Source organism: Streptococcus sp. P25B114 (genome assembly GCF_053010325.1).
This window is the reverse complement of sequence record NZ_JBRKNW010000028.1, coordinates 1-22,247: the sequence shown is the minus strand read 5'-3', so window position 1 is coordinate 22,247 and position 22,247 is coordinate 1. Positions and strand designations below refer to the sequence as shown.

At 32.8% G+C, this 22,247-nt stretch carries 29 protein-coding genes; 3 read left to right on the top strand and 26 right to left on the bottom strand.

All coding sequences use genetic code 11. The annotated features are described in order from the left end of the window. Window positions 1-54 precede the first annotated feature (54 nt). The 4 genes from ACVC7T_RS10480 to ACVC7T_RS10465 form a co-directional block, all read right to left on the bottom strand. Window positions 55-843 (bottom strand): ParA family protein, encoded by a 789-nt coding sequence (locus ACVC7T_RS10480; RefSeq protein WP_447262914.1) that lies wholly within the window; start codon window positions 841-843, stop codon window positions 55-57. Window positions 844-1,255: 412 nt separating this feature from the next. Then, on the bottom strand, window positions 1,256-2,596 hold the full coding sequence (locus tag ACVC7T_RS10475) for a GHKL domain-containing protein (protein ID WP_172003696.1): 1,341 nt from the start codon (window positions 2,594-2,596) through the stop codon (window positions 1,256-1,258). Continuing rightward, window positions 2,596-3,333: a LytTR family transcriptional regulator DNA-binding domain-containing protein gene (locus tag ACVC7T_RS10470; protein ID WP_447262913.1), complete on the bottom strand. Its 738-nt coding sequence runs from the start codon at window positions 3,331-3,333 to the stop codon at window positions 2,596-2,598. Before ACVC7T_RS10470 ends, ACVC7T_RS10475 begins: the two co-directional genes overlap by 1 nt. Before the next feature lie 3 nt (window positions 3,334-3,336). Next, the gene (locus ACVC7T_RS10465) at window positions 3,337-3,669 is read right to left on the bottom strand and encodes a LytTR family DNA-binding domain-containing protein (protein WP_012774870.1); all 333 of its coding nucleotides are present in this window, start codon (window positions 3,667-3,669) and stop codon (window positions 3,337-3,339) included. A gap of 189 nt (window positions 3,670-3,858) precedes the next feature. Between ACVC7T_RS10465 and ACVC7T_RS10460 the strand changes: the two genes are divergently transcribed. After that, window positions 3,859-4,227, top strand: coding sequence for a hypothetical protein (locus ACVC7T_RS10460; RefSeq protein WP_172003694.1), 369 nt, complete (start codon window positions 3,859-3,861; stop codon window positions 4,225-4,227). A 28-nt stretch (window positions 4,228-4,255) separates the two neighbouring features. Here the strand turns inward: ACVC7T_RS10460 and ACVC7T_RS10455 are convergent, their stop codons facing one another. The 3 genes from ACVC7T_RS10455 to ACVC7T_RS10445 all read right to left on the bottom strand — a co-directional run bounded on the left by ACVC7T_RS10455 (window position 4,256) and on the right by ACVC7T_RS10445 (window position 7,182). Next, window positions 4,256-4,846 (bottom strand): recombinase family protein, encoded by a 591-nt coding sequence (locus ACVC7T_RS10455; protein WP_172003693.1) that lies wholly within the window; start codon window positions 4,844-4,846, stop codon window positions 4,256-4,258. A 145-nt stretch (window positions 4,847-4,991) separates the two neighbouring features. Further along, window positions 4,992-6,482 carry a primase C-terminal domain-containing protein gene (locus tag ACVC7T_RS10450; RefSeq protein WP_172003692.1) on the bottom strand — a complete coding sequence of 497 codons (1,491 nt, stop codon included), beginning with the start codon at window positions 6,480-6,482 and terminating at the stop codon, window positions 4,992-4,994. Window positions 6,483-6,894: 412 nt separating this feature from the next. Then, entirely contained in the window at window positions 6,895-7,182 is a 288-nt protein-coding gene (locus ACVC7T_RS10445) for a hypothetical protein (RefSeq protein ID WP_172003691.1), read from the bottom strand. Window positions 7,183-7,404: 222 nt separating this feature from the next. Here ACVC7T_RS10445 and ACVC7T_RS10440 point away from each other — a divergent pair, with 222 nt between their 5' ends. Continuing rightward, a complete protein-coding gene (locus ACVC7T_RS10440) occupies window positions 7,405-7,611 on the top strand; it encodes a hypothetical protein (protein WP_172687500.1) in 207 nt (68 codons plus the stop codon). A gap of 581 nt (window positions 7,612-8,192) precedes the next feature. Here the strand turns inward: ACVC7T_RS10440 and ACVC7T_RS10435 are convergent. From ACVC7T_RS10435 to ACVC7T_RS10405, 7 genes are all read right to left on the bottom strand, one after another. Beyond that, a complete protein-coding gene (locus ACVC7T_RS10435) occupies window positions 8,193-8,510 on the bottom strand; it encodes a plasmid mobilization protein (protein ID WP_447262912.1) in 318 nt (105 codons plus the stop codon). A gap of 193 nt (window positions 8,511-8,703) precedes the next feature. Further along, a complete protein-coding gene (tnpA, locus tag ACVC7T_RS10430) occupies window positions 8,704-9,177 on the bottom strand; it encodes an IS200/IS605 family transposase (protein ID WP_172003796.1) in 474 nt (157 codons plus the stop codon). Window positions 9,178-9,372: 195 nt separating this feature from the next. Beyond that, complete coding sequence (locus ACVC7T_RS10425; protein ID WP_172003710.1) at window positions 9,373-9,669, bottom strand: hypothetical protein; 297 nt, start codon at window positions 9,667-9,669, stop codon at window positions 9,373-9,375. Between the two features lie 14 nt (window positions 9,670-9,683). Then, window positions 9,684-10,088: a hypothetical protein gene (locus ACVC7T_RS10420; protein WP_172003709.1), complete on the bottom strand. Its 405-nt coding sequence runs from the start codon at window positions 10,086-10,088 to the stop codon at window positions 9,684-9,686. A 51-nt stretch (window positions 10,089-10,139) separates the two neighbouring features. Continuing rightward, window positions 10,140-10,298 (bottom strand): bacteriocin, encoded by a 159-nt coding sequence (locus ACVC7T_RS10415; protein ID WP_420704993.1) that lies wholly within the window; start codon window positions 10,296-10,298, stop codon window positions 10,140-10,142. A gap of 315 nt (window positions 10,299-10,613) precedes the next feature. Beyond that, the gene (locus ACVC7T_RS10410) at window positions 10,614-10,802 is read right to left on the bottom strand and encodes a class IIb bacteriocin, lactobin A/cerein 7B family (RefSeq protein WP_172003708.1); all 189 of its coding nucleotides are present in this window, start codon (window positions 10,800-10,802) and stop codon (window positions 10,614-10,616) included. 308 nt (window positions 10,803-11,110) lie between these two features. Next, window positions 11,111-12,007, bottom strand: a complete 897-nt coding sequence (locus ACVC7T_RS10405; protein WP_447262911.1) for a nucleotidyl transferase AbiEii/AbiGii toxin family protein — start codon at window positions 12,005-12,007, stop codon at window positions 11,111-11,113. Window positions 12,008-12,208: 201 nt separating this feature from the next. Between ACVC7T_RS10405 and ACVC7T_RS10400 the strand changes: the two genes are divergently transcribed. Next, window positions 12,209-13,192 carry a hypothetical protein gene (locus tag ACVC7T_RS10400; protein WP_447262910.1) on the top strand — a complete coding sequence of 328 codons (984 nt, stop codon included), beginning with the start codon at window positions 12,209-12,211 and terminating at the stop codon, window positions 13,190-13,192. 653 nt (window positions 13,193-13,845) lie between these two features. Here the strand turns inward: ACVC7T_RS10400 and ACVC7T_RS10395 are convergent. From ACVC7T_RS10395 to ACVC7T_RS10340, 12 genes are all read right to left on the bottom strand, one after another. Continuing rightward, complete coding sequence (locus tag ACVC7T_RS10395) at window positions 13,846-14,850, bottom strand: hypothetical protein (RefSeq protein WP_172003705.1); 1,005 nt, start codon at window positions 14,848-14,850, stop codon at window positions 13,846-13,848. A gap of 1,373 nt (window positions 14,851-16,223) precedes the next feature. Next, on the bottom strand, window positions 16,224-16,394 hold the full coding sequence (locus ACVC7T_RS10390; RefSeq protein WP_172003704.1) for a hypothetical protein: 171 nt from the start codon (window positions 16,392-16,394) through the stop codon (window positions 16,224-16,226). Further along, the gene (locus ACVC7T_RS10385; protein WP_172003703.1) at window positions 16,378-16,566 is read right to left on the bottom strand and encodes a class IIb bacteriocin, lactobin A/cerein 7B family; all 189 of its coding nucleotides are present in this window, start codon (window positions 16,564-16,566) and stop codon (window positions 16,378-16,380) included. Before ACVC7T_RS10385 ends, ACVC7T_RS10390 begins: the two co-directional genes overlap by 17 nt. A gap of 2 nt (window positions 16,567-16,568) precedes the next feature. Then, window positions 16,569-16,796 (bottom strand): Blp family class II bacteriocin, encoded by a 228-nt coding sequence (locus tag ACVC7T_RS10380; RefSeq protein WP_172003702.1) that lies wholly within the window; start codon window positions 16,794-16,796, stop codon window positions 16,569-16,571. A 179-nt stretch (window positions 16,797-16,975) separates the two neighbouring features. Further along, complete coding sequence (locus tag ACVC7T_RS10375; protein WP_172003701.1) at window positions 16,976-18,337, bottom strand: bacteriocin secretion accessory protein; 1,362 nt, start codon at window positions 18,335-18,337, stop codon at window positions 16,976-16,978. 9 nt (window positions 18,338-18,346) lie between these two features. Next, the gene (gene comA, locus ACVC7T_RS10370; RefSeq protein WP_447262909.1) at window positions 18,347-20,497 is read right to left on the bottom strand and encodes a peptide cleavage/export ABC transporter ComA; all 2,151 of its coding nucleotides are present in this window, start codon (window positions 20,495-20,497) and stop codon (window positions 18,347-18,349) included. Window positions 20,498-20,601: 104 nt separating this feature from the next. Then, entirely contained in the window at window positions 20,602-20,793 is a 192-nt protein-coding gene (locus tag ACVC7T_RS10365; RefSeq protein WP_044769247.1) for a hypothetical protein, read from the bottom strand. A 26-nt stretch (window positions 20,794-20,819) separates the two neighbouring features. Further along, complete coding sequence (locus ACVC7T_RS10360) at window positions 20,820-21,017, bottom strand: hypothetical protein (RefSeq protein WP_044769249.1); 198 nt, start codon at window positions 21,015-21,017, stop codon at window positions 20,820-20,822. Window positions 21,018-21,029: 12 nt separating this feature from the next. After that, the gene (locus ACVC7T_RS10355; RefSeq protein ID WP_044680885.1) at window positions 21,030-21,233 is read right to left on the bottom strand and encodes a hypothetical protein; all 204 of its coding nucleotides are present in this window, start codon (window positions 21,231-21,233) and stop codon (window positions 21,030-21,032) included. A 176-nt stretch (window positions 21,234-21,409) separates the two neighbouring features. Further along, window positions 21,410-21,535 (bottom strand): bacteriocin, encoded by a 126-nt coding sequence (locus ACVC7T_RS10350; RefSeq protein WP_141590538.1) that lies wholly within the window; start codon window positions 21,533-21,535, stop codon window positions 21,410-21,412. Window positions 21,536-21,545: 10 nt separating this feature from the next. After that, a complete protein-coding gene (locus ACVC7T_RS10345) occupies window positions 21,546-21,689 on the bottom strand; it encodes a hypothetical protein (protein ID WP_205029660.1) in 144 nt (47 codons plus the stop codon). 248 nt (window positions 21,690-21,937) lie between these two features. Further along, entirely contained in the window at window positions 21,938-22,162 is a 225-nt protein-coding gene (locus ACVC7T_RS10340; protein ID WP_024379520.1) for a hypothetical protein, read from the bottom strand. Window positions 22,163-22,247: the final 85 nt, after the last annotated feature.

The window sequence follows — 22,247 nt, the reverse complement described above, 5'->3', positions numbered from 1 at the left end:
TTCCTCTCTAGCTTTTTGAAAATTTGAAAATTTATTTGTCATGATTACTTCTCCTTATATAGTATGAATGATTCTTTCAAAGACTTCTTCAATGTGATCATAAAAGTGCTTATGACGTCTCTTTTCAGCATCTGACATTTCATCCTGAAGTTCAAATATACTCTTGTCGCTCAGCAAGCTCTTTGCCAGTAACTCTTTTTTCGGAATTACTCCTAACAACCCTGGATCGTCAGCAATAATATCAAGAAACTCTCGTGAACTACTACCGATATGCTCTATTTTATTTCCAATCAGATACGGAACAGCTTGAATATAGGATTTCCTGGTCATAATGTCGACAACCTCAGACTTAAGACGACTAATCGTTTCTTGAAGTTCTAACCAGGCACGATAACCGTTTCTAGAAGGCTCTGATACCCCAATCACAGCATCCGCCACTGCTATAAAGTTCGATGTGACCAAGCTAGCATCATTATGAGTATCTATAACAACGTAATCATATTTACTTAACGCATCAATGTTATCTGCAAACCACATAAAAAGAATCAGACAATTATTTTGTTTCTTCCTAAGCTCCAAATCCTCATCAGTTAAAAATTCTGAACCTTTGATAAAGTCCAATTTTTCATCTACAGGGTATATCTCAAAAGCTCCTCCTTTAAAGACATCATAAATAGAACTTGTCCCTAATTCTTTAAAAGAATAGGTTAAATTGCATGATGAGTCCCCATCTATTAGAAGAACCTTTTTATGTTTTATAGATGATAGCCACTTAGAAAAGTTATAAGAAAAAGTAGACTTACCTGTACCACCCTTATTGATATTAATTGTTATTATCTTCATGTAAATCACCTCTAATATATTGTATCATATTATTTTATAATATGATACAATATATTGTTTTTTCTTATAAAATTTAAAAAATGGTCATTCATTACAAAATAACGACCATTCATTACTTATGTGTGCGTTTTCACTAAAAATACTTTATAATAAAACTATAAATAAAGTCACAAATATAAAACAACCAAAAGGAGATTAACAAATGAATAAACATAATAATTGTACTGCACACCACTCACTTTCAACAGAAGAACTCAAAGATATTATTGGAGGAAATCGTTCAGATTTTTGGGACTTTCTTTTCCCTCCTCGGTCCACAGTCAGAACTTAAAATATATCTAAAAAAGAATAATATGGATTTTGTTCTTTATAAATCCTATACTATTCTTTTTTTTAGATTTCAATAAAATATTTATCCCAAAAACACCAACTCTTGAACAAATCGATGATTGCTACTGTTCGTTGATATAGAAAATTTAGGATAGTTATCTAAAATAGTTTTCACATTGGCCAAGCCAATTCCTCGATTATCTCCTTTTGTAGAGTGTCCGTACTCGAATATATTACTTGTTGCTACCCTATCTTCAACCGTAGTATTTTCTACAACGACAATTTTTCGAGCACCTTCCTTGAAATAGGCAAATACAATATTTCCATTTGCACACTGCTCTGCAGCATCAATTGCATTATCTAATAAGATAGATAGAATAGTTATGAATTCTATCAACTCTAAATCAGGTGGTTCAATTTCAGCGTCTACTTCCACAGAAATTGCAATACCTTTTTTTTGTGCCTCCAACATCTTAGATGACAGCAAACTCTTCACAGCAGGATTTTGTATATTGGATAATCTAGCTATATCGTACTTTCCATCATAAAATTTTCTATCAGAATCTGCTATCACTTCCTGATAAATTGAACGAATCGCAACAATATCCTCTTCTTTAATCGCCTCATTTAAGCTAACGAGAATATTTGTATAGTCATGTCGGAAACTTCGAATTTCTTTATAAAGCGACTCAACATGACGACTATAACGACCTAAATCAGTAATTTGCTTATCTTTTAATTCCTGAATTTCTCTAGCCTGTTTCTCTTTCTTCTGATAATTCAAATATAACATACTAACGATAAATATTGCAAAGTAAAGCAACAAAATATTAGTACGAATATAGTAAGGATTCCAATCTATCACAATCAAACCTCTCTGGCTCCAGATTTCAGCTTGAGTAGTAATCCTTACAAGCAAAAAATAAGTTATAAATGAGACATTTAGCCACCAGAATGTCTTTCTCAGTTCCTTATCTATTGTATCTACTTTTAAATCCTTAGATTCGATTCCCAATCCCTTAAAAAATAATAAATAAAACGGTAGAAGTAGTAATGTTATAACTATATTAAATACTATATTTAAACTCATGGCAGAGTAGTCAAGTTGGAATAGGAATCTCAAATAAAGAGCAATTATCCTTTGAAACATATCCCCTATCACAAATGGTAATAATCCATAAAATATTTTTTGCGTCTTGTTCCAATTTGTTTTTAAAAAAGGAATGACAACTAAAAATGAAAAAGGTTCTAACAAAGAATAGATATCATATAAAACTATCTGAGTGACAGTTAAGCAAGAAGCTATCAAACATTTTTTCTTCTTGCTTAAAAATAAACCACTGATTTGTTGAAGAATCAGCAAACGAATCAGCATGTCAATAAAGAAAATGGTGTCATAAAATGGAGATATAAAAATATTCATCAATCAATCTCCAACAAATCTGCAAGTTTCTTCTGCTTCATACGAGAAACAAAACAAGAATCTCCATTCTCAAAATAGGCAATATGATTTGTTCTGTCCAATCTTGTTATATTTAATGGATTCACTACACAAGAACGATGTGCTTGGTAAAGTCGTTCGTCAGCTTTCGCTATATCGGATACCTTCCCATAAAACTCAGTCTGACCTGTTTTGGTTTTTAAAATAACTTTATGAATTGTTGATGATGTTTCAAAATAAAGGATATCACTAAAAGGGACTTGAAGATGGGCAGTTTCAGTTTTGTATACAAAAGAATTTTCAGCTATCGTATGATCAATATTTTCAAAAGCATGCACTAAGACATCTGATACTGCCTTTTGAAAGTCACTATCCTCCAGGCCTTTATCTATAAAATCTAAAGCAGAAACCCGATAACGATATGTTACCGGCATAAATTCTGAGTGAGTTGTTACAAAGACAATAACAGCATAGGGATCGCGAGCACGGATTTCTTTAGCAATTTCCATTCCCTTCTTTTCTTCGCCTTTTATTTCAATATCTAAAAAGAAAAATTGGTGATTGCCTGCTTCTTCAATTGATTCCAATAATTGATTTGGTTTACCAAAAACTTCTAGGAATTTATACCTTACTGACGTTTCTTCAACACACCGCCTAATAGCATTTTCTAGCCTACTCTGCTGAAAAAAATCATCTTCTAATACAAAAATATTAAGCATAGATTATCCTCTTCTCCATAGTTTATTTAATTCTTTCTGTTTGTATCTTGAAAAAGAAATAGTCCCAACACCATCATTTGTAAATACTATTAGACGTTCTGATAAATTTAGTCCTTGAATTTTATCAATATTGACAAGGAATTTACGATGACACCTAAAAAAGTTCAATTTTAACTTATCTTCTAAATCTTTCAAAGTACCATAAAATTCAAAAACACCAGACTCTGTAACAGCCTTTAACATATGCGGCTTGGTTGTATCTGAACTAATATAAAATATATCCTCAAGAAACAGTTTCATTGAAATATCATCTTTATTAACAATTAAAAAATTCATAAGATTACCTCCTCTTTTAGAAGTATCTTATCAAAAATCAACTCTTAATTTCCAAAAAAATCATGAATTGTACATTATCTGTCATCAATGACCATTTATTGCCACTCATTATATAATATAAACTTTTCATTATCTTAATAAAATTTATCCTCACTAACTGATATAATAAAAATAAAGAAAGGAGGATTTATGTTTTATATTATTGAACAACAAAACAAAAATTTACAAATTACCAAAATCATCAGTGACTATCTGAAAAATAGATATCCGAGAATAGCCTTCAAAATATTACAAAGTTTCAAAGCTCCTCCATCTCATCAATCTAACACATATTTTATCATAAATGAAGACATATGTTTAAATGAACAAGAGCTAGAAGTAGCAAAAAATATTAGAAAAAATGATCGATTCGGTCACATTATCCTCATTTCTAAAAATATCAACTACCTACAACTATTCCGCTCACACATTAACTTCCTGGAAATCATTGACTGTAACAATAATCTCAAAGAAGACATTTATAATTGCATTGACTTTCTAAACAAAAACATCTCTTAAACAACATAATATGATACATTGCATTATATTATGTTGTTCTTTTTATTCCAAATTTTTCTCTATATCTTCTGAATGTTCTCGCATTAATCCCCACTAAATCTTCTATATCCCTATCAGAACAACCTGATTTAAACAATTCAAAAGCATGCTGCAATTGAGGACTTGCACTAGTAAACAAAGGTTTTCTCCCTTTATACTTGCCTTTCTTTTTGGCAATCTCAATCCCCTGACGTTGTCTCTCCAAAAGCCTAACCCTCTCAGCTTCCGCTTGATACTTATAAATCTCAATTATTAAATTATTCAATAACCTTCTTAAATTATCATCTTTAATTCCAACCAAAGAAGGAAAACTTAAAATCTCAAGAGTAGCCCCTTTTGAATGAATCATAGATATTACTTCTGTTAACTCTTTATTATTTCTCCCTAATCGATCTAACTCAGAAACAACAACAATATCTCCTTCTCTAATAAAAGACAATAATGCTTCTAAACCAGGTCTATTCTTATCCTTTCCACTAAGCTTATCAGAAAATACCTTAAATACATCAGAAAGATTTTCTACTTGCCTATCTAAATTCTGATCCTTACTACTAATTCTAATATAACCAATCCTACTCATACTTATGCCTAACCCTACTGTCCTAAAAATAACCATACTAAATAGAACTAACCATTAATGACATTTAAACTATACCCTATTGTCCTCCTCTCCCCAGGACAACTATCATAGATATAATGTAATGGCAGTTTGCGTGTTTTATTTATTACCCTGTATCAAGTTCAAATAGCGAGCTTGTCGGGGGCATTGTGAGCCCTATAATCGCTCGTTTTAATAGTTTGATTAGAATCCCCTTACTTACTCCTAGAAGATGTGATAAAGCGGTATAATACGCTTCTCTTGCTTTCTTATTCATACTAATCAATGAGAGAGCGATATTTGAAATAGAAGCAAGGATAAGCCCTCCTTGGCGACCACGTTTAAATGAATATAGAATCTTCCCTTCTGACTGCAGTGTCTTTAAAACATAATCTAGAGAACGTTCTGGAATACCAATTGCAGCTGTAATTTCTTTCTTTTTCACTCTCAGATATGGACTATCTGAGTTTGTTTTTTGCTTGATATAGTTCCAAAAGTCTTCTCTCCATTCTGAAAAGTGACTGCGTTGACGTTGATCACGTGATTTCTTGAACTTATACCATCCTTGACGAATAAATAAATCTTTTGTTGTCAAATCAGAGCTAACCCAAGTTTGACATAAAATTTTGATAAAATCTCTGTTAGCAGCTTCATATTTTCCAGAATAAGCACTTGCTACTGTCTTTTTGAGTTCATTTTTCTTCAAAGGAACTTCTAACTCAGCATTATAATCACTGAGTTCTTCCATACAGTCACTATAAGCAACTCCTGAAGCGTAGTTGGCCAAAGCTAACGTAAAAATAACGTTATTGCGACCCATAAGAGCCTTTTCGCCACGAATTTTCGAGGTATTCTTAAGAAGACGATACCAGGGCTCGTCAATTTGTTTCTGACCTTCAGTTCCTGATAGTACAAGAAGATTAGGTTTCTTAGAGTACGTTAAATCATCTTGCTGCATGGACCAGTTGAACCATTCAGCAAAGGTATAGACATTATTTTGTTCAAAGTACTCTATGTTATCTTCACGAGGAATACGTGCGATACCAAAATGATTGCACGTCATATCAACTGGCAAATCCTTGATAAAATGATTTCTGATATTCTGAGAAATCATCTTTGCAACATTTACAACTTTAAATTCCGTAGCAGCTGTTACATAAGCAGCATCCTTTAAGATGAAGTAGGCTTGATAACCATTCTCTGTTTTTAAAATTAAAGTTGGCATGAATCCTAAATCTAAAGATGATACTAGAATGTCGCTGAAATTGATATTCTCTGACTGATTTTTAAAGTCAAAATCGATATAGAAAGCGTTAATTTGGCGAAGATTATTCTCACTATGCCCCTTTGTAATACGAGGTTTCTTTTGCGAATATGTCCCGTAGCGATAAACATTAGGTGTCCAATGAGTAAACACTGTCTGATTCTCTTCAACAGCTTCCATCGATGTGAGAACAATCCCTCTTCCGGCAATCATATTCTTTTTGCTACGATAACCAAAAACAGCTCCCTTTTGTTCCTCGAAAGGAGTATTTTCATGCTTACTATTTTTAAATTTGAATTGTCTTAGTCCATCTTTTAAAATCATTTGATGAATCTTTTCAATATTGATATTCATCTCTCCTCCTTTCTTAGAAAAATATAAAAAGGTATCAACTTTTCGTCGATACCTTCCACTTTTTTTACTCAACTACTTGATTTTTTTGAGAAATCTTAGTACACTTTATTAAGTCATTTCATTTTACACAATTTTGTGGTATAATGAAATTAATAAAAAATTGTACTAGAAGTAGTTTCGCTTGATAGGTTTGGCTATCAACGAGGCTCCTGGAAAATGTCGCCAAACATTTTTCGGGCTAGTCTTTTTTTATTTTCTTTGATTTTAACTAAAACCATTATACAACGATTTCGATTTTTTCGCAAATTGTATTTTGATATGATACAGATTTAGAAATCTAATACATTACATTTCTAAATCAACTCATGCTATAATCAAAATAAGGCTAAAGAAGACCACCTACAGTTACGCTTCAAACTGTAGGCAGTCTTCTTTTAATAACCTCATCTAAAAAGAATTTGTTTTTCATCCAGGTCATTGTAGCAGTCGTAGAATCAAAACGTTGTTTCAATTCCTCTTTGACATCTGTCAAAATCATAGTACCTTCCGCCAATTCATCAATGATACTAGCCACATCATCATCAGTATTAGTTTTCAAACTCCCAGCTTTTCCAGCGATTTTGATTCGATACCATTCCTCAAGGTCTTCACCTTCTCGACGTGTCAGCGTTCCTTCTTCATTGATTGCGACAATCGTCAATTCTTGGACATTGTACCTGGTCTTTTTAGCTTTAATTGACTTTATAATGAGGTAGAACCATACTTACTAAAAAATAGTAAAATAGATGTTGAAGAACTAGAAGCCTATCGTCGTAGACACAATGAATATCTTGAAGACGTACACAATTTTAGTCAAGATGACTACATCAGACAACAAGAAGAAGAGCAATTTCAACCACCTAAAGTTACTAAAAACGAAGCTATGCAAGTCATGATTACCGCACTTTTTGAAAAATTCTTCGAACCTTTAGATGTGAAACAATGGAACGATGACAAAGCACTTGCATTCTTTACTGATGATATGGACGCTGATAGTGTAGATTATTTCTTAGTAAGCAAACGATTAAACGACCCAGTCTCTGCTTATGTTAGACCTCGTAATAATAAAACAGAATCCCCTCTTATATGATACCTATACAAAAAACAGGTTGATATAACCTGTTTTTTTGTATAAATTCTATATTATCTTTTAGTAATATATTTATAAATATCCCTTACAAGAAATATAAACTGTCCCAAAATATAAAATATAAAAAGAAATAAACCAATATAAAAACACCATAAAAGAAATGATGGATAATAAGTAATTGGCTGCACTACAAACATAAAAATGACTACAAGAAACCACCTCATCCCCCATGTCATTTTTCTTTGAATCACCCATTCTAAAAAATCCTCATTAGGATGAGATTTGGTTTCCATATATTCATTTTTGATGTCTAAATAATATTTTTTAAAAAACATAGTCTAAAGGCAAAACTCTCTTAACAAACTTTTTAAATATACGCAATTTCGTTAATTTTGTTATAAAATATCTAATATAAAAAGGGGAAGCTCCCCTTTTTATATGTCCTATATATTACCAAAAACGCATATACAAAAGATATTGAATATAAGCAGCCATCTCTATATCTCCTTTTAATTTATTTTGTACAATTATAACAATACAAATATTTTTTGTCAACTGTTTTTTCAGAAAATTTTGAAAAATCACCAAAATTTCCACCATCTTTTATTTTTTTGTTCAATCAATAGTTGATTATCTTTCTGAGTCGCTAAAATAATTGTATGCAACTGCTCAATCTGTTTCTTATAATCATCAATTTGATTTTTTAAATCTGAAATACGTTCATCTTTTTCTTGTATTACAACTGTATTATCTTCTATATCTTTTGCATTATATTCTAAAAATAGCAGATTGCGAGCATACGAACTTACAGAAACACCCTCCTTTTCAGCTCTATCCTTTAGCTCATTCTTTTCATCTAAACTAATACGGATATTTAGAACAGTCATTTTTTCACTCATAGCACACCCTCTATAATACATTTTATAACACAATCATACCACAAAATAATATATAGTCATAACCACCCGTGAAAACGGGTGGCTTGTACACCGGCTATAAGCCGTTTCTCTCCAGCGACGTCTAAAGACGTTCGCTGAACTTCGTTCAGGTTAGTGCTATAATTACTTGACTAATGCCCGTAACAACGGGCTTTTATCTCGTTCTAAAACTGCCATCTGAAAATGGATCTTCATACTCTTTGACACTCAATTTATCAAGTGCAATGTCATTTTTCTCCTGCTCGCGAATATATTTCGTAACTGTCTTTTCATTCAGTCCAACGGTACTAACATAGTAGCCTCTAGCCCTAAACTTTCGATTTCCATACTTATATTTTAAATTGGCATGTTTATCAAATATCATTAGAGCACTTTTGCTTTTCAAATATCCCATAAAATCGGAAATCGAAAGTTTCGGAGGTATCAAGACAAGCATATGAACATGGTCTGGCATCATGTGTCCCTCAATGATTTCAACGCCTTTGTATTGACATAGATGACGGAAAATATCAATTAAGTCCTGCCTAATTTTGTAGTAAATGGACTTTCTCCGGTACTTAGGTGTGAAAACTATGTGATATTTGCACATCCATTTGGTATGTGATAAACTGTAACTGGTTTTAGCCATTTCTTTTTCCTCCTTTATCTAACCTGAACAATTAGATTATAACAGGAAAAAGAAATGGAAGCTCAAAGCCTTGTCAGCCACCAGCATAGCTGGTGGTTTTCTTGTTTTTCTCTACGAGAAAAACTGGCTCGAAGCCATAATAATAAGAATAAAAGCCCTGTCTAGGGCTTTTATTCTAAATGCAATTAAAATTCACTACCTAATAGAAACAAACGCCATTCCTAAAGCAGAACCAAAATAATATTTCCACCTCTGCTGTTCTAAATAACGTTTGAACATTTTTAATTTATCAGATTGACCTTGATTCAATGTTAATTCTTCCAATACCCATGGATAAATTTTGTAGGAAAGATAACTTATTTTCTCTCCTTTTTCACACAAATCAATCGATTCTACTAGCAAAGCTTTCAATTCTTTGCTTAGCTTCAATTCTGGATCAGATAATATTTCATTTGTTTTTTGTATAAATACTTTTTTTTTATTCCTAATCATTACATTTACTATTTTTAAGGTTTTCTTTGACCAAAACTAGTTGCATAGTCATAACCTCCAGCCATAGAAGATATCCAACCATTTACAACAGTATTTTGAACATGTGTCCATGTTGGAGTTACTTGAACCATCTTCCACTTTTTAGTCTTTGAATGACGATAAAACGCATATGGTTCTGCAGTATACATATATACCCAATCTCCGTCTGCTGAACGTGGCATTCTCATTCGAATTGAATTCAACACTTTTGCAGCTTCTGGAATATCTATTTCTGTAATTATAACTTCCTTTTCTCCTGATTTCAAAGCTTCTGACAAAGTCATTTGAGGAATATTATCGTCTAACGTATCAGCTGATACGTTATTCTGAAAAACAAATAAACTAACCAAAGTAACAAATAACAATATAATTTTTTTCATAAAAAACCTCCTTTATTGATATTATTATATAATATGATTACTTTACTATATTTATTTACCTCTTTTAGCGATATCTTTTCCAATGGTATATCCTGCCATAAATAAAGCAATTGCCACCCCTACTCCTCCACCTTCCATATCCATCAATTCTCGGTCAGAAAGTGCTACAAAGTCTACGTTCATATTGTCCATTGTTTCAAATTTTGTCATATATTTTCTCCTCGTATAAAGTTTTTAATTTATAACTTTTTTACTGCTTGTCAAAACAGCTATATAAAGAATAATAATAACTGGTAGAGGTATGATATCCATATCAAACGCTTCTATAACGTTCATATCGTTAAGAATATATAGTACACTCCATAATATAAAAATTATAGTGCATAGGTGTTTCATCACAGTCCTCCTTTCTTAACCAATCTAGCATGCTCTACTAAAACTACAGATACTACTTACTCTTGCAATATTTTAAAGGTTTATCCGATAAAACAAGATTATCCTGTAAGCCAGCTATATAAAATTTTCTTATTTATTAATAAAATATCCGGCAGCGCCACCGGCCGCTACTAATCCAGCACCGCCAAGAATTTTCCAAACAGCTACACCTGCAATTGTTGCCGTTAAAAATGCTCCGCCTTCCATATCCATCAGTTCCCGATCTGAAAGTGCCACAAAGTCTACGTTCATATTGTCCATTGTTTCAAATTCTGTCATATATTTTCTCCTTTAATTTATTATTCTACATTTAGATTGTTATTTTTTATGATAAAATTTAAAATCTAAAAAACTTCCATAACCACGGATATACTCCAGTAATATTAATCATATATTTCTCCGTTCTTTGATATTGTGTGTTGTTTTGTTTACATGTACAGTATACAAAATATATTATTAAATTTTTGTTATTGTCATGAAATGCCCTTATTTAGTAATGAACGACCATTTTTTACCATTAAAGAAAAAAAGAAACCTAAAATGGCTTCTTCGTAAAAATTTATCATTCAAAAATCAATCATAATATGCTATCTACTCTCGTTATATTTTTGATACCTCTCAAATAGTTCATTAAACAGTCTCTGGTTGTAGTCAAAAATATATTCAAATTCCTCTTGTTCTTTATTCGGAATTTGAGGCAATACCTTATGTTCATAGTCGGCAGCAAGATCATCTTTCTTTGTGTCCAATTTCGTCATTAATTCCAAGGGAACTTCTTTCACACGAAAGACATTCTCTAAAATATAAAAGTTATCTTCACTCAGTACCTCTGAACGTAACTCCACTTGATTTATATTAGTTAATGTTTTGAAAATATCATATAAATCTCTAGCTCTGGTCTTGTTGGTCGTTAATGGATATTCTTCCAATTGCTGACAGGAGGCTCTAATCTTTTCATAGACAATCATTAGGGGACTGTACAAGTAGATTGTTGTCCCATCTAAATCGTATGCTTCTTTATGCTCTGTATACTCATCAAAGCTTAAATCAATCTCAATTTTTTTTACACCACCCTCGATAGATAGAGCGTATTTATTCAACTCTTTCATTTGTCTAGAATCTTGAGAGTTTATCTTATCCTGGTACTTTTCTTGGTCAAGTAAAGCAAATGATATTTTATATCCTCCCCAATATGGTGGTAAATCCCGATGTCTATTCTTTGGCTTCGAAACAAATTCGAACGAATTGACAAAGAAACCTTTCTGTCTGAATGCATCTGTAATTAGTTGCTGAAGCTTTACTCCTTCGTTTTCTTTTGTAAACCTTATCGTTTCTTTGATTGAAAAATCAAGATCTTGAGATTCCCTATCGACTATTCTATGTAGTTTTAATGCATTTCCTCCCTTTAAAACTAAATTTTCTACTAGCTCAGTATCTGAGTAAATTGCCTTTAAAATGGTATTGCGTATTTCATCTGGGGTCATATTGTTGCTCCTTTTACATCTTATCTCTATTCTATCATTGATTTGCTATTAAACAAATTATTTCTCAACTAAAAGCTATGGTATATATACCATAGCTTTTCGAATGACTTTTTTTATTTTTTTTGTTAAAGTATAATATAAGCTATGGTATATATACCATAGCTTAAGGTTCTTGTTTTTTTAAAATATGGAGGTTTAAAATTGGTACTGTCAGATGAAAAAATACAAAATATCCTTTTAGAAAAAAAGATTACCAAAGATGCTTCTAACTTAGTAAAATACTCTGATGAAATAGTAATACAAGCTCGAAAAGAATTTGGTAATATTCTGAATCGAACATCAATCATAAAAATTTTAAATGATTTTAAACAATCAAATAAACTTAAAAAATCTGCTTCAGTAAGTAAATTTATCGATATCATTATCGATAAATTAGGTTTATTTGAACCGATAAAAATTCTAAATGAATATAAAGGTGAGACTGTTACTCGTTATATTGCTACTGATATTCAAATTTCTCCTTACGAAATAGCTCTCTCATTACTATCTAAATCCTTCCTTTCCCACTACAGTGCTCTTTTTGTCAACGATTTAACTATTAATAATCCTAAAGATATATATATTAACAAAGAACAATCAAAAAAAGATTTTTATTCTAACAATGATCAAAATATCTCTCAAGGAAGAATAGATTATGCTTTTTCTAAAAAAATGAGACGTACAAATATGATCTATTCATTTACCTTTGATGAAACTTCCTACAAAGTTCATGTTCTCAACTCTAAAAACACGAATAATACTGGCGTCGTTCTCAAAAACGTAGTAGGATTTTCCAAACCTATAAGAACTACAAATATTGAACGTACTCTGATTGATGCAACTGTTAGACCAGGATACAGCGGTGGTGCTTTAGAAATTTTAGAAGCATTTTTGCGAGCCAAAAATGAGTTAAATTCTAAACAACTATGGAGTTACCTTAAAAAATTTAACTACTCTTATCCATACCATAAAGCAATTGCTTTCTATCTAAAATATTCCGATTACAGTTATAAGAACGAGCTAGTAGACTTCTGTAATAATGATAACCAAAATTCTCTAACATTTTACCTAGACTATCAAATGGTTTCTCCTCAAAAAGATGACGAGCTTGGCATATACTTTCCAAAAATGATACCCCAAAAATGATGGTTTAATACACTGACCATATTACTTAGTTTCATGGCTGACTATACTAGTCCAGGTTACTTAATTTCAGGGATAACTATATTAGCCCATATTACTCGATTTCGTGGTTGACTATACTGGTCCAGGTTACTTAATTTCAGGGATAACTATACTAGCCCAGGTTACTCGATTTCGTGGCTAACTATACTGGCCCATATTACTCGATTTCGTGGTTGACTATACTAGCCCAGGTTACTTAATTTCAGGGATAACTATACTAGCCCATATTACTCGATTTCGTGGTTGACTATACTAGCCCAGGTTACTTAATTTCAGGGATAACTATACTAGCCCATATTACTCGATTTCGTGGTTGACTATACTAGTCCAGGTTACTTAATTTCAGGGATAACTATACTAGCCTATATTACTCGATTTCGTGGTTGACTATACCAGCCCAGATTACTTAATTTCAGGGATAACTATACTAGCCCAGGTTACTCGATTTCGTGGCTAACTATACTGACCCATATTACTCGATTTCGTGGCTAACTATACTAACCCATGTTAATCGATTTCATGGTCAACTATATTGATTCATTCTTAAGAATTATATGATTTACAATACTTGAAAGAAAAAGAAACAGGATCTAAAATGACCCTGTTTCTTTTTCTTACTCAAATAAGCGATAAACATATGACTTACGGAATTCATCTTTACGATTATGTCCCAGGTATTCAGTAGCTTTTTGTTCAGCGAACTTGTCCAGGACATAACCTGCATATTCCTTACGTAAAAACGTTTTTTCTTTACGTGGTAATCTGTCTAAATCACGTTCATAATGAAGATATACACGTTTAGCATATTCTGCCCTACGTGAATGTTCATCTAGGTTCTTTGGAATTCGATGCGTTCCATATTTACCACTACATACGACACCTGGCCCCGCTACTTTAAACATTGCCAAAATCTTTTCCAATTCTTCCTCAGATTTTGCCATAATGGGAGAAACTCTCGTACGTCCTCCTTTTGTACCTCTCGTGATATTCACGTAGTAAAGTCCATTCTTAGCTTTTTTAGCGATAAGATCTGTGCCACGTAATCGCTCCAGCTCACGCTTACGCAAACCCGTAGCACTTCCTAAGATGTCGAAAAAATCATTCTTTTCTTTACTGATTTTATGATCTACTTTAACCTCTAAACGTGAACGTGTTTTATTACGACGTTCACGTTTAGGAGTTTCGATAAAATACGTGGTAGAGACACCAAAAACTTTTCCAAGATTAGCTTTATATGTGGTTAACGTATCTGCCTTTCGGCCTCGAATCATTAAATCCATAATATAAAGATCAACGTATTTCAGAATATCTTCTAAGCTATTTAAATCCGTCCCATCACTATGTTTGGCCACGAACTCAGAAAATCTACGCCACGTTGCTGAAACGTCCCGAAAAGCTTTCTCAGATGTAATATATTTGAAGATATCATCTTCTAGCTTACCTTGATGACGACTTTTACCTTTTCCGGCTACAAATTTGGCCGTGATAATCTCTTGTCCCATCTTTTGAACATGTTTCTTACGAGCGTCCTCGCTTATTAAAAGCTCGGACTTTTTCTCTTTTTTACGGGCTTTCGCCCTGGCGCGCTTTGCGCGCCTTTGTTCTGCTTTATTACTCATTAGCAAAACTCCTTTCTATCTTTTAATACCTTGATAAAGGCACTGGGTAGGCTATCCGTGACTACCTTACCGCTGACGAAATACTTGCCACGATGCAAGACCACTTGTTAACGATTTGGGTATATCGAAACGTTTATTGAGCGACGTTTTAAACGCTTTTTTGTTTGTCGCCAAACCAGGAATCCCTGACTCGACGTTCCTATTTTTTTCAATTTGATGGTGTAAGTGGATTGGCCGTCCTATATCCGTATCACGACTTCTGAGACGCTTTTGTTTTTATCTTAAACTTTCTGTACTACTATAAATTCTACTCATTATTTCCTCCTAAACTATTGATTAAAGTTTCTTATAAATGTTTATTCTTTTGAATTAGATACTTATTTCCAATAAATTAAAAATCTCTATTACACTGTTTATACAATGATTCTATTTCCTCCTGATGAGAATTTGTGAACTCTACTTTCTAAAAAATTTTAAATTTTAATATTGATTAACGTCCTGCGTGATTGATATATTTTAACACCCGTTTCCTCCTATTTATTTACGCTCTAGTCATTCAATATTTTATACTAATAGTCTGCCATATTTTTAAAATCAAAAAAATCACGATTAAAAAACCGTGACCTTCTCTGAGATAATCGCAAAATTCTAGGTTTGCGTGTTTAGCGCACCCTTCGATTGCGCTAAACACGCTGGCATACTGCCCGAAAATACAAAACTCAATCGTTTTGATTTTCTCCTGGTCTCGTCACTTCGTGCCGACGTCTGCAAACCGCACAGACGAATGCTCACCGAAACTCGCTATATCAAAAATGGATCTCCAAACCATTTTTGATATTCCCCAATATACTACTCTTATAAACTACTTCTCCTGATGAGTTTTTAACACTTTAAAAACAACTCCTAGTGAAAACATAAGCAGTACTACACCCAGGCGGAAAAGAGTCAAAGAAACCGTAGCTGTTTCATCATCTAAGTCATGAACTGTCGTTATTTTGTAATGAATGACCATTTTTCAATAAAATACATCTAATATCGAATAAGGTAGCAAGCACAGTAAGTGGGTACCCACTTACGATAAAATTAACGAAACAGACGCTTTTTCGTTATATTTTATTTGTTAGGGAGAACCCTAAGACCCTGTTTAAAAATATTTTATACTTCCTAAAAAACTACAATTCCTATTCTTAGTATCTTCTTCGATAGCCAAAAAATCCATCTCCAATTCCATGTAAAGTATCTTGGATTTAAGCCCACTGTACTGAGATATTAATTCCAATGAAATCACATTATTTAGTAATGAACAGCCGTTTTTTACCAATGGCAACCAAAAAAGAAACCAAATTTACTAATTCGATTTCTCTTTTTACCTTCTAATCTCCAAGTAATAATTTAGAAAAAATTTCCCAAACAAGGAAGACGATTACTAAACGGATATAAGTTTTAAAATTTTCTTTTCCAGTTTTTAGGGAGATTAAATAAGCTATTATTATGAATAAACTATAAAGAAAAAATAACCTCAACACGCTATCTAAAATATCCATCTGAAATCTCCTGGGCTCCTGCAATAAGACAACCAAAAGCAGCAGAAGCAGGACCTCCTGCAGCTCCTACAATGGCTCCTGCAACACAATACCCTGCTACAACCCCCCAATGAACTTTTCCACCTATAACATTTTCTAATTCATTTTTTGTTAATACATATTTTTGGACCATGATTACTTTCCTCCTAAATAGCTAGTAATGCACTTCACACTGCCACCAATCTGCCCCAATGCTACACCTAGTGCAATAGTATAAGGGCCTCCTGCCCAACCTGCTGCAACTCCCCCTACCATACCTAAGCCAATATCAGTAAGACAAGCTCCCGCATTATAACCACCATCAATATTCATCAAAAGTTCAGAATCTAGCATTTCAAATCGTTCCATTGTTTTTGTATTCATGTGAATTCCCCCTTTTATATTTTATCTAGTTGCAACCTTGATAAGTCTAGTATACAAGAATGTTTCCTATTTTTTCGTTCAAGTCATGAAATGGCATTATTTAGTAATGAACAGCCGTTTTTTACCATTGGCGACAAAAAAGAAACCAAATCTACAAATTCGATTTCTTCCTGTGTTATTTAATTCAAAAATTTATCTAAATAATAATCTAGATATGTTTTCTCACCTGTCACTACAACAATCTCTCCAGATGTACCATATTTCAGAACCTGGGTTTCCTTATCCGAAAGTTTCACCTCTGAAACAACCTTAAAGTAGCTGCCTGTTTCTGTCTTAGTGGCATTACTATCTATGCTTGAGATTTTTGAAATAAGAGTAAGTTCTTTATTGGATGAATCCTGGGTTTTAAACTTAATCTTGTCTCCTACTTTAAGGCTGGAAATATCACTAGAAGGAATATAAGTCTCAATCAAAACTTTCTTCTCATCTGCAATAATTGGATATATTTGAGCAATCAATGTTCCTTCTGGAATCAATTCTGCATTAAGGACCTCATTGTTCATATGAACAATTCCGGCAACAGTAGATACAATTTCAGTATTTGAAAGAGTATTATTTTGGACATCTAATCCATTCTCCAACTCATTAATTTTTTGTTCCAGAGCTGTAAGTTCTTGACTTACTTCTGAAATTTTTTGAGATTGTAGAGAAGAGAGCTGGCTATCTAAGCTGGAATTGTAGGATTGCTGAACACCAGCACTAGAATATTGGATTTGATAATTAGATAATTCTGACTGAAATTGCTGGATTTGTGAATCAATCTGAGTAATCGTTTGATTCTTTAGAGTATCCTTTTCAACATCACTCGTTAATGTCCCAGATTGTGAAATATAGGTAGTATATAATGAATACCCTTGGTTCGTACTATCAATCGATGCTCCTGTTGAAATAGCACTCTTTAACGCTTGATAATCAGATATTTTACCTGATAGTTCATTGATAAAACCACCAATTGTATTTTGAGTATTCGTCGATGCTGCGTTCTGTGAAGCAATTGTTCCATTCTGTTGTGAAACACTACTTTCTAGTGTTTGTCGTTGATTCAAGTAATCCTCAAACCTACGATAGTAACCAAATGTATCTGTTTCTGGAAACTGACTAGTAGTTGTCTCATAGCTCAATTTTAATAGCTCAAGCTGCTCTTTTTGTTTTTGCAGTAAACTCAACTGATCTTCAGAGTTATCTTGTTGCAACGTCTCATTTGTAGAATCGTACTTGATCAAAACATCACCAATATTAACTACAAGATTTTCCTTCAGTGAATTTAAAATAATCTTGTTACTGCTGGTTGATTGAACCTGGGCTAATACTTTTACTGGCTCTACAGTAGCAGCACTTTTAAGAGTAATTTCTTTTTTAAAGAATGCCAAAAATACAACCAAGAAAACCATCAAAGCAAATACTGGAAGGATCAATTTGCTTGAAAAATTATGATACCGTTTTTGATAAAATTCCGAACTTTCTAGTAATTCTTCGTACATGATTCCCTCCTAACTATTTACTAAATGAGCATAAAATCCTTGTTTCTGCAGCAAATCTTGATGAGTTCCTTCTTCAATAATTTTACCTTTATCAAGGACAACGATATGCTCCGTTCTTTCAGAAATTGTTAATCTATGAGCAATGAAAATCAATGTCTTATCTAATTGCATAAGATTATCTATGATTTTCTTCTCAGTCAATACATCTAAGCTACTGGTTGCCTCATCCAAAATCAATACTGGAGAATCCGTCAATAAGGCTCTAGCTAAAGCAATCCTCTGACGCTGACCTCCTGAAATACCAACACCATCTGACGTTAATTCTGTTTGATAGTTCAACGGCATAGATTCTATATCGGACTTGATTTCTGCGATTTGAACAGCTCTAAAAATATCTTCCTGAGTCGTTCCCTCTTTTGCACCTAGCAAAAGATTATCCAGGATAGTGCCATTAAAAACATACGGCTGTTGAGGTAGATAATTTATATATCTTCGAAGGCTTTCTTTGTTAATGTCTTCTAAATTCACACCATCTAATAAAATCTCACCCTTTGATGGACTAAAGAAGTTAACAAGCATCTTGGCCAATGTAGTTTTTCCTGAACCTGAAATTCCTACAAATGACACCTTACTACCTGCTTTCAATGTGAGATTAATGTCACTAAGAACATCTCTACCATATCCATACTTATAGCTGACACTGTTGAATGTTAGATTCCCTTTGAAATGACTCAAATCATGGACTGTTTTCTGCTCTTCAAATTCAGATTTTACCAGGTATACTTCATTTAGGCGGTTATTTGCAACTTTAGCAGTTTGTAACTTCGTCTGAAGGTTAATAATATTTTCCAGAGGGTTTGTGAAATAGACTAATAAAGAGTTATAGGTAATAAGCTGCCCCAAAGTCATCTTATTATCCATAACAAGATTTGCTCCCATCCATAATACCGCAACATTCAGCAACAACTGAGCCAATTTTTTTAGCGTTTTCTGAATGCTCTCAGCTCTACCGTAAGCAAATGACTTCTTCAAATAATCAACAAATTCCTTATCAATCTTTTGATAACGTTGACGTTCACTTGTTAAGGACTTGATTGTCTCAATGCCGTTAATATCTTCAATGATTGAAGATGATAGGACCGCATTAGATTCCATTGTTTCTTGATTCATTTTTTCGAATGGTTTCATGAAAGATAGGATAATCACGGTATAGATCGGCAATGCAAGCAAGCTAATGAAAAATAAGTTAATGTTTTGAGAAAACAAAACAATTGAAACAATGATGATAATCGAAACATCTAAGAAAACCGATAAAATCGTACTTGCTAAAGCATCGATGATTGAATTAGCATCAGTGAAACGTGAAACAATCTCCCCTGTTCTTCTTGTGGCAAAGAAAGACATCGGCAGGTGAAAAACATGCTTGATATACGACAAAATAACATCAATTGATAATCTCTGCCCCAGAACCAATAATAAGTACTCTTGAGCATAAGAAATCAGTTGTTGAAGAATATAGACGATAACTAATCCAACTGACACAATGCTTAGAGTATTTTTTACCTGTTCAGGAATATAGGTATCAATAATTGATTGTAGATAGTATGAACCAACAATATTGATTATAGTCACTATAAGAGTGGCAATGACAATATTTAATATCAGTCCCTTCTGTCTAGCAAGGATAGGGACAAAAGATAATAAGCTATCTTTCTTTTCTTTGTGAACCTTATAGCTTGGAGTTGGAGCGATAAAAATTGAAACTCCTGTCCATTCCTCTTCAAACTGCTCACGTGGCATTTTTTTAAATTTCACAGTTGGATCTGGGTCAGCGATATGAATTGATTTCTTATCACAGCCTGTTACCACATAATAGTGCATCAAATTCCCATTTTTGACTACATGAGCAATAAAGGGATAGATGATATCCTCATCAAAAAGAGTCATATCTGCACGAATTGCTCGTGTTTCAAATCCTTCACCCTCAGCAACTTTAACCAATCCAAAAGCTGTTGTCCCCTCTTGCGTGGTCTTCGCCAACTCACGCAAAGTGGCCAATGAGTAATAAGACCCATAGAAACCAAAAACCATTGCTAGAGAGGCAACACCGCAGTCCCTAGTATCTACTTGAGCACGATAATGTTTCTTCTTAAAACGCATATAATCTCCTATCGTTTTACATATCTTTTATCATACACTATTTCTACTATTTTGAAAATGACATAACAGAAAAAAGCTGAGTACCAGCTTTTTCAATCAATTTTCTAATTGTTTGCATTATACCAATTTTTACCAAAACCTTGACCTGATTTATAAATACCTGAGAAAAACCTACCAACACTATCAACTACCTTATGTGCTTCAATATGGATTTCCCATTTACCTCCGCCACCTTCATACTGAACCAATTCACACTCTAACAAGATAGGATATTTATTATCAATATTTCCAAACATACACTTTTCTCCTTATAACTAATTATTTATTTTCCGAAATTATTATATAAAAACTCGCCAAAATTTTGTCCTGATTTATATAAAGGTGGCACAATCACTGAACCAATTAAAATTAAGACCACTGCAATACCCATCATAATCATTAATTTCATAGGAAGTGAAGCAGTGTTATAAAATGAATCTAACTGCTGGTATTTGTTATCTAAAATCTGCAAAATATTCATAGTATGTATACCTTAATAACCCTTTCTTTTAGCTTTAGCTTGATTGTAACCATCAACAGCTCCGACAGCAAATACTCCCCCTGATACAACAGTAACTGCTCCTCCTACAATTAGAATTGCTCCAACTATACTACCACCTTCCATCTCCATCAATTCTGTGTCTGAAAGTGCTACAAAGTTCGTATTCATATTATCCATTGTTTCAAATTTAGTCATATTATTTTCTCCTTTATGTATTATTTTGTTCTAAATTATGAGCTATACATTAATTTTTTTATGATTTGTTCTAGATTTTAAATGAAAATAATCACTGTTGGTAAAAACGCAACCTTTAAAAGATATAACATATGCGACATATCCATCACCCACCTTCTTTATTTATTTTTTAAAATTTATTTCAATGTTTTAATAAGCCATTCTGTAATCTTCTTCGACCAGATGACTGGTACTGGAATTAAAATGCTCCCACCATTTGTATTTTGAAGTTCTGATTGACTTAAAGTTTTAAATTTAGTCATTCTATTCCTCCTACATAATCGCTACTTTAGGCTTTACTGGTTCTCCTGGAAGATAAATCCTAGGGCGACGAATAGCATTTCCTACAAAATTTACCAATCCTAAAATACTTCCACCTGTAACACTTTGAAGTTCTACATCTGTCATTTTTTTCATGAGTTGCTCCTTTCTTTATTTAACTAAGCCATTGGTTTCTTTAGTAGTTCAAAAAATAATTGCCAAAAAATCATATTCTTTACTCCTGTCTGATTTAGTTTTTTCTGTGTTGTTTTGTTTACATGCATAGTATAAAATAAAAAGAATTCTGTTTTTACTTCTTATCATGAAATGTCGTTATTTTGTAATGAATGACCATTTTTTACCGTTAAAGAAAAAATCCAGCTAAAGTAAGCTGAATTTTTGGGTTATTTTCTGTTGAGATAATAATCTCTAATTAAGCTTGAAAGAAACTGTGAATCTGACACACGGATAGGGGACGACTCTGCCAATTCCTTAAGCATTTGACGTTCTGAAGGTAATAAAGTAAAAGAATAAGTCTTCTTCAGTTCTTGACTTTCTGATACTACCATTCCTTTTTTTACGGAAACTTCCTCTCTAGCTTTTTGAAAATTTGAAAATTTATTTGTCATGATTACTTCTCCTTATATAGTATGAATGATTCTTTCAAAGACTTCTTCAATGTGATCATAAAAGTGCTTATGACGTCTCTTTTCA